This is a genomic window from Paraburkholderia sp. BR10954 (assembly GCF_040965775.1).
In the GTDB taxonomy this organism is placed as follows: Bacteria; Pseudomonadota; Gammaproteobacteria; order Burkholderiales; family Burkholderiaceae; genus Paraburkholderia; species Paraburkholderia youngii.
In genome coordinates, this window is the sequence record NZ_JBFRCK010000013.1 from 1 (window position 1) to 14119 (window position 14119).

The 14119-nt window shown below is 62.3% G+C and carries 11 protein-coding genes and 1 pseudogene; 2 read left to right on the forward strand and 10 right to left on the reverse strand.

Annotation, left to right across the window (positions count from 1 at the left end; all coding sequences use genetic code 11):
* The 9 genes and pseudogenes from AB4Y34_RS18985 to AB4Y34_RS19025 all read right to left on the reverse strand — a co-directional run.
* A pseudogene (locus AB4Y34_RS18985) lies at positions 1-233 on the reverse strand (type II toxin-antitoxin system VapC family toxin); the annotation flags it as partial.
* Positions 233-463 carry a type II toxin-antitoxin system Phd/YefM family antitoxin gene (locus AB4Y34_RS18990; protein ID WP_368716858.1) on the reverse strand — a complete coding sequence of 77 codons (231 nt, stop codon included), beginning with the start codon at positions 461-463 and terminating at the stop codon, positions 233-235. The gene AB4Y34_RS18990 and the pseudogene AB4Y34_RS18985, both read right to left, overlap by 1 nt.
* Before the next feature lie 860 nt (positions 464-1323).
* The gene (locus tag AB4Y34_RS18995; RefSeq protein ID WP_176378549.1) at positions 1324-2454 is read right to left on the reverse strand and encodes an ABC transporter ATP-binding protein; all 1131 of its coding nucleotides are present in this window, start codon (positions 2452-2454) and stop codon (positions 1324-1326) included.
* A 112-nt stretch (positions 2455-2566) separates the two neighbouring features.
* Complete coding sequence (locus AB4Y34_RS19000) at positions 2567-3904, reverse strand: GH1 family beta-glucosidase (protein ID WP_368716859.1); 1338 nt, start codon at positions 3902-3904, stop codon at positions 2567-2569.
* Positions 3905-3962: 58 nt separating this feature from the next.
* Positions 3963-4793, reverse strand: coding sequence for a carbohydrate ABC transporter permease (locus AB4Y34_RS19005; protein WP_018433683.1), 831 nt, complete (start codon positions 4791-4793; stop codon positions 3963-3965).
* A complete protein-coding gene (locus AB4Y34_RS19010; protein ID WP_176121538.1) occupies positions 4790-5824 on the reverse strand; it encodes a carbohydrate ABC transporter permease in 1035 nt (344 codons plus the stop codon). Before AB4Y34_RS19010 ends, AB4Y34_RS19005 begins: the two co-directional genes overlap by 4 nt.
* Positions 5825-5953: 129 nt before the next feature.
* The gene (locus AB4Y34_RS19015) at positions 5954-7201 is read right to left on the reverse strand and encodes an ABC transporter substrate-binding protein (protein ID WP_368716860.1); all 1248 of its coding nucleotides are present in this window, start codon (positions 7199-7201) and stop codon (positions 5954-5956) included.
* Between the two features lie 189 nt (positions 7202-7390).
* Positions 7391-8482, reverse strand: coding sequence for a LacI family DNA-binding transcriptional regulator (locus AB4Y34_RS19020; RefSeq protein WP_176121536.1), 1092 nt, complete (start codon positions 8480-8482; stop codon positions 7391-7393).
* 191 nt (positions 8483-8673) lie between these two features.
* On the reverse strand, positions 8674-9828 hold the full coding sequence (locus tag AB4Y34_RS19025; RefSeq protein WP_368716861.1) for a porin: 1155 nt from the start codon (positions 9826-9828) through the stop codon (positions 8674-8676).
* 846 nt (positions 9829-10674) lie between these two features.
* Between AB4Y34_RS19025 and AB4Y34_RS19030 the strand changes: the two genes are divergently transcribed.
* Together AB4Y34_RS19030 and AB4Y34_RS19035 are read left to right on the forward strand one after the other, a co-directional pair.
* Positions 10675-10983: a BON domain-containing protein gene (locus AB4Y34_RS19030; RefSeq protein WP_176121534.1), complete on the forward strand. Its 309-nt coding sequence runs from the start codon at positions 10675-10677 to the stop codon at positions 10981-10983.
* 366 nt (positions 10984-11349) lie between these two features.
* On the forward strand, positions 11350-12513 hold the full coding sequence (locus AB4Y34_RS19035) for an endo-1,4-beta-xylanase (RefSeq protein WP_176378543.1): 1164 nt from the start codon (positions 11350-11352) through the stop codon (positions 12511-12513).
* 40 nt (positions 12514-12553) lie between these two features.
* On the opposite strand, the gene AB4Y34_RS19040 is transcribed toward AB4Y34_RS19035, so the two are convergent.
* Positions 12554-14119, reverse strand: coding sequence for an alpha/beta hydrolase (locus AB4Y34_RS19040; protein ID WP_368716862.1), 1566 nt, complete (start codon positions 14117-14119; stop codon positions 12554-12556).

Sequence of the window (14119 nt, forward strand, 5' to 3'; positions counted from 1 at the left end):
GGAATCATCCGCACGCCGTCTAGCGACAGAAACGTCGACATCCAGCTGCGCGCGTCCATCGACAGCCCGAGACTGCCGACCTTCACGAACTCCGCGATTTCGAACGCGCTGATCGCCGAGATCAGGATCTCGCCGCCGGCGAGCTCCCGATCGATCGCATCGTGCGCGGCCTGGCTCAGCGCTTTCTGCCTGCCGAGCCAGCACACGAGCGCAAGCGTGTCGAGCGTGATCATTACTCTTCCTGGTCGGCCGTGACCGGTTGCAACGCGCGTTTCAGATTGAAATGCGTAATCGACGCGCGCAGCAGCTCGAGCGGATTTTCCTGTTTGCTGCGATACGGCCGAATTTCGATGGTGGGCTGCCCGCGGTCGGTGACGACCACGGTTTCGCCCAATGCCTCGACCTGACGGAACAGCTCGCAGGCCCGGGACTTGAAGATGGCTTTAGATACTCGCTTTTCCATGACGCTCTCCACCCAGCATAATTCCAACGGTTATTTTTTGTGTCGGGCCGACGCGCCCGCATGCGAACGCCCGCGATGCGCGGCCCGACATTCTTTATCAACCTTGCTCTCAGGCACTTCTTCCCAACCTACTGCCAGGAGCTCCCTCGAACTCCCGTCCGACTCGCGGCGACGATTGCCGTAACCGCGACACAGCCCGCACCGGTAGCGCCAATCCCTGCGCGCAACCGCTGCGCTTCCATCTAATCAATACGTTTTACGCAGAACGCTCCGGCCATACAGGGTCGTGCCGGATAGGAGCGCGACGCGTCTCGGGTTTCAATGTCTGCTCCGTGTTTTAGCTCTTTGAATAGATGTAAACAGCCGGAACGTTACCCTTAACGTTAGCGGATGTTAATGGCCCCTACTCGCCACCGCCATGCGGAGTTAACCTAAGTTCGGACCCACTATCCGGAACCACCCGACCCGGCCCTCAAAGCCAGGCCCAGCAAGGATGAAGCTCCGTGCAAGGCATAGACAGCAAAGCGTAATATTTGATGCAAACCAACTAACGACATCCCTGCTTGTGCCTCACTCTTCGTCGTCCGATGCAGGTGGCCTCGATGAAGGCTCCGCATCGAAATGGACGATCCACGCATGCAGCGATTCGCGTGGTTTCTTCAACCTTCCTCGCTGCTGCGGCGCTCGTTCGATAGCCGATTGCCCGCGGTCCGCGGCAGCCGCCGTTTCACCAGGCGTCTGTGCATACCGCTGCCCGGACGGGCCGCTAGCCGCGGCCTCGCCATCGTCCTTCGCTACATTTTTCTCCATCGCGCTATCCGCCATCGGTGTGCTGGTGCTCGCTCGTCGGCATCGGCCTGTCAAACGACCGCGCCTACGTCCTCGCCGACTTTGGGTCGCGAGAGACTCACCGCGGCGCCGTTCGCATCGAACAGCGTGACCGACGACGAGGCCACCTTGATCCCGACGCGCGCGCCGACCGCATGCTGCGCGTCCTTCTTGTCGAGCTTCAGCGTGATCGCGTGCGCCATGCCATCGAGTCGCGCATGCAGCAGCGACACGTCGCCGAGATGCTCGACCAGTTCGACATGCGCCGCGAGACCGTCGTCGAGCGAGCCGATGTCCAGATGCTCGGCGCGCACCCCCAGCGTCAGCTCGCCGCTCAGCGACTGCGCCGACCGGCCGGGCAGCACGATGCGCTGGCTCGCGCCGGCGAGCGCCACGACGGTTTGCGTATCGCTTTGCGACACCAGCGTCGCGGCCAGCATGTTCATCTGCGGCGAGCCGATGAAGCCGCCGACGAAGCGGTTCGCCGGTCGCTCATACAGTTCGAGCGGCGCGCCGGTCTGCTCGATGTGGCCTTTGTTGAACACGACGATCTGCTGGCCGAGCGTCATCGCCTCGACCTGATCGTGCGTGACGTAGATCATCGTCGTGCCGAGTTCGCGATGCAGCTTCGCGAGTTCGATACGCATCTGCACGCGCAGCGCCGCATCGAGATTCGACAGCGGTTCGTCGAACAGGAACACGCGCGGCTTGCGCACGATCGCCCGTCCGATCGCGACGCGCTGGCGCTGGCCGCCCGACAGCGCCTTCGGTTTGCGCTCGAGCAGATGCGTGATCTGCAGAATCTCGGCAGCACGGCCCACCGCCTCGCGTACTTCATTTTTCGACTTGCCCGACAGCTTCAGCGAAAAGCCCATGTTTTCCGCGACCGTCATGTGCGGGTAGAGCGCGTAGCTCTGGAACACCATCGAGATACCGCGGTCCGTAGGCTGCAGATCGTTGACGCGTACGCCGTCGATCAGAATGTCGCCGCCCGTTATCGACTCGAGCCCCGCGATCATGCGCAGCATCGTCGACTTGCCGCAGCCCGACGGTCCCACGAAGACCGTGAACTGGCCGTCCGGGATATGCAGATCGATGCCCTGAATCACCTGCGGTCCTTCGCCATACGTCTTCGAGACGTTGCGCAATACGAGTTCGCCCATTTGATGCCTCCTCCTCAGTCCCTGTACTTGCAGACCCCGCGTGACGCTATCCCACTGCCCCACTACTGTCGCGCCACGCGAGGTTCGGTGCGCCCGCCGCCGGGCGTGCGCGTCAGCGCACGGCCGCGACGCCGGCGTGTTGCGCGATCACGTCGCGATACCACAACGCGCTGTCCTTCAGCGTGCGCTCCTGGCTCGCGTAGTCGACGTAGACCATGCCGAAGCGCTTGTCGTAGCCCGACGCCCATTCGAAGTTGTCCATCAGGCTCCAGGCGAAATAGCCGGCCACGTCGACGCCCTGTTTCACCGCGTCCGACAACGCGGCCAGATGCAGGTCATAGAAGCGCACGCGCTCGGCGTCATGCACGCGGCCGTTAGCCAGCACGTCCTTCGCCGCGCAGCCGTTCTCGGTGATGTAGATCGGCGGCAGCTTGTAGTCGGCGTTGATGCGCGTCAGCAACTCGGTGAGGCCTTGCGGATAGACTTCCCAATCCATGTCCGTAAAGCCGAGCACGCCCGGCGGACGCTTCTCGCCCGATGCGCTCGCGAAGATGCGCGTGTAGTAGTTGATGCCGAGGAAGTCCATCGGCGTGCCGATCACGTCGAAGTCGCCGCTCAGGATCGCCTCTTGCGGACCGTTCGCGCCGTACCATTCCAGCGCCTCGGCCGGATACTCGCCCTTGAACAGCGGGTCCATGTACCAGCGGACGAACTTCGCGTATTCGAGCGACGCGGCGGCCTGGTCTTCAGGCGAATCCGTCGCGCCATGCGCCGGCGACTGGTTCAGGACGATGCCGAGCGGCGCCTTCACGCCATCGGCGCGCAGAGCCTGCAACGCGAGACCGTGCGACAGCAGAAGATGGTGCGCGACGTGCGCGGCTTTCTTCAGATCGGCGTTGCCCGGCGCGAAATAGCCGGTCGCGTTGCCGAGCCATGCGGTGCACCACGGCTCGTTGTGCGTCGCGATCGATGCAACGCGATCGCCGAGCACGCTGCCGATCTTGCGCGCATAGTCCGCGAAGCGATAGGCGGTGTCGCGGCTTTCCCAGCCGTTTTGCGTATGCTGCAGCGACAACGGCAGGTCCCAGTGATAAAGCGTCGCGAACGGCTGGATGTCGCGCTCGAGCAATCCGTCGACGAGGCGCTCGTAGAACGCGAGACCCTTTTCGTTGAATGCGCCGCGGCCGGTCGGCTGCACGCGCGGCCACGCGATCGAAAAGCGATAAGCATTGACGCCGAGTTCAGCCAGCAGATCGAGGTCTTCCTCGAGAAGGTGATAGTGATCGCATGCGACATCGCCGTTCTCGCCGTTCACGACCTTGCCCGGCACTTTGCAGAACGCGTCCCAGATCGACGGGCCACGGCCGTCCTCATGCGCTGCGCCTTCGATCTGGTAGGAACTGGTGGCCACGCCCCAGACGAAGTCTTCGTTGAATCGATACGTCGACATAAATGTTGTTGTCCCGAATGGTCATGCCCGCCTGGGCGTGAAGATGAAAGGAAAAGTCTCAGGCCTTGACCGCGCCGGTCGTCAGGCCGTCGATCAAACGCCGCGAGGTGAACGCAAACAGCACGAGCAACGGCAGCACCGCGACCGCGGAACCCGCCATTACCGCGCCCCAATCCGAATTGGTCGGGCTTTGCAGAATGCGCAGCGCGAGCGGCAGCGTGTACATCGACGGCGAACGCAGCACGACCAGCGCCGACAGAAAATTGTTCCATGCCTGAATGAAGCTGATCAGCCCGAGCGTGCCCAGCGCCGGTCCCAGCAGCGGCATCACGATGCTCCAGTAGATGCGGAATTCACCGCAGCCATCGATGCGCGCAGCCTCGATCAGCTCGGATGGGATCGCCGATGCGACGTACTGGCGCATCAGGAACACGCCGAGCGCGGCGGCCGCGCCTGGCACATACAGCGCGCGCGGCTGATCGATCCAGCCGAGCAGGTTCATCGTCATGAAGGTCGGAATCATGCTGAGGAACGGTGGCACCAGCATCGCGGTCAGCGCGATCGCGAAGAGCGTCTTCTTGAAGCGGAACTCGTACATCGCGAACGCGTAGCCGGCCATCGACGTGACCAGCAGCGTCAGCACGGTTTGCATCGCGGCCGTATAGAAGCTCCAGCCGAGATTGCGCCAGAACGGAATGTGCCGCATCAGCGAGGCCATGTTGTCGAGAAACGCGCTGCCGAACCACAGCGGGGGCGGCATCGAGAAAATCTCGGAGCTGGTGTGCGTCGCGAACACGAACATGAAGTAGAACGGCGAGAACATCAGCAGCCCGCCGGCCACCACGATCGCATAGCCGATATAGCGGCCCTTGTTGTTCGACGATTTCATCGCTGTGTCTCCTCGTTCATGCCGCTGCGGTGAAAGATCCGGGTGTTCAACCACATCAACGCACCGATCGAGATGAACAGCAGCCATGCGATCGAACTCGCGGTGCCGAAATCGCCGTCGTGGAATGCGGTGCGATACATATAGACGGCCGTCGTCAGGCCGGACTGGCTGGTACCCATACCTTCGTTCGGCAGCAGGATGAACGGCTCTTCGAACAGTTGCAGCCCGCCGATGATCGACAGCGTGACCGCGAAGAAAATCATCGGCTTGATCAGCGGAATCGTGATGCGGGTGAACTGTTGCCAGCCGTTCGCGCCGTCGATGCGTGCGGCCTCGTACAGGTCTTTCGGAATGGTTTGCAGCGCCGACAGATACAGCACCGTGTTCCAGCCGACATAGCGCCAGAAGATCACCACCGACACCGCCGGCTTGACGTTCTTCGGGTTATATAGCCACTCGATCGGATGCGCGGGTACGATCCAGTGCAGGCCGGGCAGCTTGCCGAGCTCGGCGATCGCGAGATTGATCATGCCGAAGTCGGTCGAATACAGCGACGAGAAGATCAGTGCGATCGCAACGCTCGACGTGATGAACGGCAGGAAGTACAGGCCGACCATCAGGTTGCGCCAGCGGCGAAACGCGGTTTGCAGAAAGAACGCCAGCGGCAGCGCCACCAGATGCTGCGGCACGCCGGACATGATCGCCATCGACGCGGTGTTGTACAGCGACTTCCAGTACCACGGGTCGGTCAGCGTGAACGTGAAGTTCGACAGACCCACCCACTTCATGCTCGCGAGTCCTGCGGTCGCGTCCCAGCTCTGGAACGACAGGTACAGCGAAAACAGCAGCGGGAACGCCATGAACAGCGCGAACAGCAGGAAAAACGGGCCGAGAAACAGGTAGGGTGCGACCTTCACCGGATCGAGCCGCGAAGTTTTGCGCGGCGCGGCGAACGGCGTGGGCGAGCTCAGCACATCGCTCACGCGTGCATCGCGGGCGACCTCTTCGGTCGTGGGCAGCGGAGTGTTCATCAATAGTTCCGTCCAGTCGGGCGTGGGGTGGGTCGATGACCGGCCACGCTGTTTGCAGCAGACTTGCAGCGCACTGCGAGACACTTCGGCCGCGGCACGCAGCGTGCCGCGACCTTGCGTCAATACCGCTTAACGGCGGACCCGATGGGCGATCTGGTCCTGCGCTTCCTGCAGCGCGGTATGCACGTCTGCGCCACCGTCGACGACCTTGTCGAGCGCCGAGTGCACCGCTTCCTCGGCGACCTGGTCGAACTTGCTGCGCTGGATCGCCGGGATGTGCGATGCCGCATCACGCCAGATCAGACGCGCCTTCTCGTCGCCGAGGAACGCGACCGGCTCGGCGAAGAACGAATCGGTCTGCGCGGAGAGCAGCGACGGGAATGCGTCGATCGAACGGAACGAGGCGAGCTGCGTTTCCTTGCGGGTCGTCAGGAACTTGATGAATTCCCACGACATCGGCTTTTGCGTCGCTTTCACCGGAATCGACCAGAACGTGCCACCGAACGATGCGTACGCGTTATTCGGCAGATTGGCTGCGCGCCACAGGCCCTTCGTGTCCGGTGCGATCCACGACGACAGGTGGCCGCCGAGCCATGCGCCCATCATTTGCGTCGCGACGGTGCCGCGCTTGAAGCTCTCGGCCCATTCGTTCGACCACGGCGTGATCTTCGCGTCGAGACCGAGCTCGCGCGCTTTCTTCGCGAGTTCGAACGCCTTCACGAAACGGGGTGACGTGACGATAGGATTGCCGGCCTTGTCGAAGTACACGCCGTCGCCTTCCTTCAGGTCGGCGCGAATGTAGATGTCCTCGATATCACGCGACGATGCCATCAGATACGCACCCGTCGCCTTCTTGATCTTCACGCCAGCTGCCAGATACGAGTCCCACGACTTCGTCAGATCGGCTTCGGTCACGCCCGCCTTGTCGAGAATGTCCTTGCGATAGAACAGCGTGCCCGGACCAATATCGGCCGGCATGCCGACGATCGCGCCGTCCTGCGTGGTCGCCTGCGCGAACGTGTAGTTGATGAACTGGCTCTTGTACTGGCCCGCGCTATACGGCGCCTTCGACAGATCTTCGAGACCGCCGCCCGCCGCAAAGCGGCCGATGAAGCCGACCTCGACCGCCATCACGTCGGGCAGATTCGAGCTCGTCGCGAGAGCGGTGGTCATCGCGTTGTGGTGATCGGCGATCTGGAGCGACGACACCTTGACGTCGACGTCCGGATGCAGCTTCTTCCACTCCGGCAGCGCGTCCTTGATTTCCTGATCCAGCTTCGGAAAGACCGCGACGTTCAACGTGGTGTTGGCGTGCGCGCCGACTGCGGCCAGGCTGAGCAGAACGGCGGCGGCAGAGCCTGAAAAGCGGAATTTCATTACTCGTCTCCTAAAAAAACCTGTTTGAACTGCATTTGATGAATACCCGGTTGCTGCGACCTACTTCCCCTGTTGTCTTTGTTGCTGCTTTGCTTGGTGCTGCTTTGCTTGGTGCCGAATGTGCTGCTGAATCTCTGCTTGACTATCGATACCTGAAAGCGCTTTCACGCCGAGGCGAAAAAACAGCCGCTATCCATGCGTATCCCCCCGCTCTACCGGCGGGGTGATTCGCCGCGTGGTTTCACGCGTCACGAGCGTGAGCGGGATCGGGCTGAGTGCGATCGACTGCTTGCGGATCATTTGCACGATGCCCTGCGCGGCGAGTCGGCCGATTTCATAAGTCGGCTGGCGAACCGTCGTCAAAGGCGGCGTCATGTACGACGAAGTCGGCAGGTCGTCGAAGCCGACCAGCGACACGTCGTCCGGCACCCGCACGCCGCGGCGGAACATCGCGAGGCGCGCGCCGTACGCGGTCTGATCGTTTGCGCAGAACACCGCGCTGAACGATGGATGGCGCGCCATTAGGCGCTCCATCGCGGCGACGCCACCCGTTTCGAGGTAATCGCCCTGCTCGACGAGGTCGGCATCGAAGCCGATGCCCGCTTCCTCGAGCGCGGTCCGGTAGCCGACGAGGCGCTCGATCGCATCCTCGTGACTGGCCGGCCCGGCGATGAACGCGATCTCGCGATGGCCTTGCTCGATCAGATGATGGGTCGCGTCGCGCGCGCCCTGCATGTTGTCGATCGGCAGGCCCGCGAGCGTTGCGCTGTTGTGCACCGACCGGCCCAATACGAGCATCGGTGCGTGCCGCGAGTAGTCGGTCAACGTCGACTCATCGAGTTGCGCGTGCAGCAGGATGATTCCGTCGACGCGCCGCGCGATGAACTGTTCGAGGCGCGCCTTTTCGTCGGCGATGTTCCAGCGGCTGCTCACGAAGATTGGCGTAAAGCCTGGCTCGGAAAGCGACTCTTCGATACCGCGCAGCCACTCGGCGTAAAACGGGCTCGATACGGCCTGTGTCAACACGCCGATCGTTTCGGTCCGGCCGCTCGCGAGACTGCGCGCGAGCACGTTCGGCCGATAGTTGAAACGCGCGATTGCCTCCTCCACCGCCTGCTGCTTGGCGGGAAGCACACGCGCAGAACCGTTCAGGATCCGCGATACGGTGCTCGGAGAAACCCCGGCCGCGCGCGCGATGGCCTCGAGCGTCACGTTGGGCGCAACGGGTACGTTGGGTACCTTGGGCGCGCCGGGGTTGTCGTTTGAGCCGTCGTGGGTCATGAGTTCTGCCTGAATCCTGTGATGAAAGCGCTTTCAGATATGAAGAAACGCGGTCCGTCCGATGATGAAATCGAAAAAGCAGCCGATGCGACGAGGGTGGAGGAGGCGTCGCACCGGCCTCTCTATGAAAGAGAAAGAAACAGTCCTTGAAACAAAGAGATCACTACGATTGCTGATCAGGCAACCTCAACTCAGAACGAATGCATGATCCCGGCGAAGACCCCAGTCTGGCTTTGACCATAGTTCGGGTTGCTGTTCGACGACGTGCCCGTCACCGGATTGAAGTTGTTGTTGCCGTACGGCCCGTTGCCGAGGTTCAGGTTCGACGTCGAGCTGTTGTGCACATAGCCCGCTTCCGTGTACAGGAACGTGCGCTTCGACAGCGCGTACGTGCCGGCGAGCGTGAACAGCGTCGCGTTGCCGTTGCCGTTGTTCGCGTTCGCGTGGTAGACCGCGGCCGTCAACAGCGTGGGTGCCGTGACCTGCCATGCGGCGCCGAACCATTCGTGGTTCACGCTGGTCGGCGCGCTCACGCCGAGCGGCTGCGACGCATTGGTCACGCCCATGCTCGCGTTGGTTGCGTCAGGCGCGCTCAGGTGCTGGTAGCCAGCGTACAGTTTGACCGGACCGAGCACGTACGTACCGCCCGCGAGAACGTAGCGCGAAGCGGAGTACACGTTGTTGAACGTGCCGTTGGCGCCGCGCACTTCGTCGTAGATCACCCGGAAGTCGCCCGAGCCCCACGTGTAGATACCCTCAACCGCGTTCGTACGACCCTGGCCGGTCGGCACGCCCGCCGAGTTGACCGGCGCCGAGTTCCAACTCGTGTTGTTGGTCAGCGAATACTCGCCCTTCAGCACGAGGCCGCCGAACAGCACCGGCGAGTTGTACTCCGCGCCGTTGCTGGTGCTCGTCCAGTTACGGCCGCGCACCAGGGTCGAGATCGCGTAGCGCTGCATCACCTGCGGGTCGGTGCCCCAGCTGTCTTGCGCCAGTTCGCCGGCGCCGAGGTTACCGATCTTGAACAGACCCCAGCTGTCGTTCGTAAAGCCCACCGTTGCGTGGCGGCCGAACAGATTGCCCGCCGATGCACCAGTCATCGTATTGAGCTGACCCTCCAACTGGAATATCGTCTTCGTGCCGCCGCCGATGTCTTCGGAACCGATGAGGCCAAACCACGAGCAACCCCAATCGCCGCTTTGGGCTGACCACTGATGGCCGCCTGGAAGGCCGGTTTCAAACTGGATGCCGTTGTCGATACGGCCGTACAGGGTGACGCTGCTCTGCGCATGAGCCACCGTCGTCGCGGCTGCCATCACAGCCACAGCAATAAGCTTCTTCTTCATTTAGATATCCTATATATATTTTGGCGTCTCCAAGCCGCACAGGACGCACGCGTTCTCACACGTTTCCCCTCTTGCCGAAATGTTCGCTTCGTACTCGCATCACATTTCGAGGCGATTATAGGGATGACCTTGCGCCGCGCATCGAACTGACGGCTCAGGGAAAACGCTGTTATCGATAACAGTTGCGCGCCGCCCGATCCCGCAGTAGCACCCTGCTTTGTGACCATTACGTGATGGTCACAAGCGTCGGAACTCCGTTTGAATTCACGAACCGACACGATGCGCAAATCCGTCTCGCGCGTCGCTCAGCACTCGCCTAACAAGGGAAGCGCACTCAAAAGCAAGAAAAATCTCGCGCTTGTTGTTGCGAAGATGCAACGACCCGGCTGGCGTGCATTGACGGTTTGCGCTTGACGAACCGGCGTCGGAGCAGTCAGCAGCGGCGGACATTAGCGACTATCATCAATGCATACGATGCCGGGCAACGAGCCGGGCTCAGCCGCATTGCAGGCTGAGTGCGGGATTGTCAGCGCATCCGTCTGGCTCTCGCGCTCCGTCACGAACGCTCCAACCAGCTCCCATCCCTCGGCTCTCGCTGTTCCCCGCCACGCCGCGCCTGCGGCGTCCCGCTCGAACACGCTGCCCTTGCGAACTTTTCTGCGGGCGACGGCTTGACCGCCCAACGCCCCCAACTGGCCAAACCTCGACGCGCAATCGCGATAACCGCGACGCAAGCAGTGAAAGAGGGGTTTTGTCCAATGCACTTCCGAGGCCTCGCATTGAGTCGGACCGGAAGATTTGCCGGCGGATTTTGCCGGCACACCTTGGTGCTAATAAGGAGGTATCGTGAAAACAACCCTTGTTTCTACGCTCGCGTTGCTGATTTCAGGCGCAATCGCGCCGGTTGCCTATGCCCAGGATTCGCAAGCCACCGACCAACAACTCGCTCATAGCGTGCGGGTTGCGGAGGCGCACAGCGGCGTCGGGATGTCACATGTGTTTGTCTTTGCCCACTCCGGGCAAATCATGCTGCTCGGATTTGTGCCCGAGCGGGAGCATGTCGCGCGTGCCGAACGGGCTGCGATGTCGGTGCCCGGCGTCACCTCGGTGGACAACCGGCTCACGCCCGACGGTGGCTCGTTGAACGGGCATTGAGATCGAACTGAATCGCGGCGCGCGGACGACGATTGAAGCAGACCCCGCGCGTTAAAGGGATTCGGTTTTCCTGTTCCGCCAGTTGGATTGGATGACTGGCGCCCTGTTTTCGCACGGTCAGCCGCGCGGCCGGTTTGTGCACCCCTACCTGAAAGCGCTTTCATCCCGTGCCGGGTCAAACCGGTCGACTCGACGCTCATCTACCTTTCGTCATCCCCTTGATCTGTCGGGTAAATCCCTCATAGCGGGGACGCGGCACGCTGCTTAACATCGTCACTGTTACCGATAACGTTACCAGTAGTTAGAAAAGCAGCCGAACCGGCATTTGCTCACAGGAGACCAGGAGTGCGTCCTCTAAGGACCTCGATGCGCATGCTCTGCGCAGCCGCCACCATTTGTACGCTCACATGCACCGCAAGCTGCGCGCTCGACCAGGCGGCCGTCGCTCATGACGGCCCGCCGCTCGCCGCGGCGCCCGCCGAAACGCTGCCGCCTCTGCGCAGTATGATGGCCGCGCACTTCAAGGTCGGCGCGGCCATCGAACCTGATTCGATCGACAGCCCCGCCGACGCGACGCTGATCGCCGCTCAGTTCTCGAGCCTGACCGCCGAGAACAAGATGAAGCCGGGCACGATCGGCGTCGCGGAAGGCAAGTACAACTTCGAGCCGGCCGACAGGATCGTCGCGTTCGCTCGGGCGCACGGCATTGCAGTGCGCGGCCATACGCTCGTGTGGCACTTCAAGGCCGGCGGCTGGACCGAGGCGCCGGACTGGTTCTTCGCCGGCGATCCGAAAGATCCGCACTATCGCGACATCGTCGTGAAGCGGCTCGATCGATATATAACCGACGTCGTCACACACTTCCGAGGCAAGGTTTTTGCGTGGGACGTCGTCAACGAAGTGATCAGCGATGATCCGCATCAGGTCTATCGTGAAGACAGTCCGTGGTATCGCGCTCTCGGCAAGGACTACATCGCGATCGCGTTCCGCGCGGCGCGCGCGGCGGACCCGGACGTGAAGCTCTATATCAACGAGTACAACACCGACGATCCGCGCAAGCGCGCAAAGCTGGTCGCCGTGATTCGCGACTTGCGAGCGCAGGGGATGCCGATCGACGGTGTCGGGCATCAGATGCACATTAGCGTGAACTGGCCGCCACTGCCGAACATCAAGCAGGCATTCGACGATGTCGCCGCGCTAGGCCTCGAAAACCAGGTAACCGAGCTCGACGTGAGCCTCTATGCCGATCCGGGAGAATGCTGGAGCAATCCGCATGCATGTCTGCCAGACCTCGGCCATCCGGTTCCGAACGACATCATGCGTGCGCAGGCCGAGCGTTATCGCGCGGTGTTCGCCCTATTCGAGCAGGAGCCAAGCATCAAGGCGGTGACGTTCTGGGGCTACTCGGACAAGCACACGTGGCTGACGTCGGCGCCGGTGCCGCGCAACAACCTGCCGCTGCCGTTCGATGCGAACCTGAAGCCGAAAGCGGCGCTGTGGACGATCGTCGATTCGTCGTATCAGCCGTAATGTCGGTCCTCGCGCGGAAAAGCGGATGGCGATCCACACCTCAAGGCTCGTCCGAGCCGGCCTCCTCGAGCGCGTTCAGGTCTGCCGCGAAATCGTCGCGCGGACCGCCCGCCGTTTCGTGCGTGCGCGGCGGTGACTTGACCACCGGCGGCGGCATTTTGCCGATGCCTTCGTCGATCCGCTGCAGCAGATACGGGAAGAACGGATTCGACGCGATGCGGAACATCGAATCGAGCGTCAGAATCAGCGTGCCGCGTTCGCCGCGCGGCGCGAGCGTGCCGAGGTTCTCGTTGAAGTTCTCCGAATCGTCCGGCGCGATGCCGTACAGTGCGTCGGTGATCGGGAAAGGAATCGCCACGTGCGACAACGAGAAAATATCCTGTGGATAATCGATGTCCAGCGGCTTCTCGCGTTTTTGCACTTCTCCCGCATAAACGCTGCGCTCGACGGTATGCGCCGAATCCGGCGACACGTTGGCGATCACCGTCGTGCGATAGTTCTGCGGACCGATGCGCAGCAGTCGCGAGAGCGCCGTGTACGACGCGTTGCGTAGGAAGGTCCTGAAACGCACGCTGCGGTTCACGTCGAACAGCACGACCTCGCTGCCGTTCTCAGGCAGCTTGTCGTAAAGCAACGACATCACCGCCGGCGTGCTGACCGTGAAATCCGTCACCGACTGGAACGTCAGAATAGGCGGCAACGAATCGAGCCGGTTCTCGCGCTCGAGGCGCGCAATCTGTTCCTGAATTACGCTCGTGAGGAGATAGGACTGCCGCGCGCCATTTACAGGAAACGAGTTGTACTTGAACGGGTTGAACTCCGGCACGATGCCGAGCCACGCGGCGCGCGCGAAGGCCGGCAGCACCGCGGGCACTCCGGCGAGACCGGCAAAGCGCGCGTAGCGCGTAACGCCGATCATCGGCGAGATCAGCACGACGCGTGTCGGACGCGCGAGCGCGGGATTCTCGATCGCGTCGAGCGCATATTGCAGCGCGAGCGCGCCGCCGTTCGAAAACCCGACCAGCTCGATCGGCTTGTCCGGCCCCACGCGACGTCGCGCTTCGCGTACCGCGAGCCGCGTGGCTGCGGTCCAGTCCTTCCAGTGCACGTCGGTGAGTCCCGCCGGCACCGTGCCATGTCCCGGCAAGCGGATGCCGATCGCGACGAAACCGCGATCGCGATATCGACGCGCGATATGCCGCATGCTGTACGGCGCATCCGTCATGCCGTGCAGCAGCACGACCGCACCGACGGGTGGGCCCGACGGTTCGAGAATGTACGAGCGATTCCAGTTTTCGGCGAAATTCCACGGAAAGATCGGCGAGCCCTCGTAATAACGGTTCGCCGCAATGCGCTCGGACGGCCGGATCTTATCGACGACATTGACGCGCACGTCTTCGAAAATCCGGTTTTCCGCCTTGATGTACGCGTTCCAGTCGGCGGTGTCCATTTCTTCGACGGTCATTTCGCGCGGCACATAGGTGTGCCATACCGACAGCTCTGGCCCGCGCTGCGAATACCACGCGCGTAGTCCCAATGCGAGCACCGCCAGCAGCACCACGACCCATGCACTTATCTTTATTACCTTCAGCGACGTGCGCAGCAT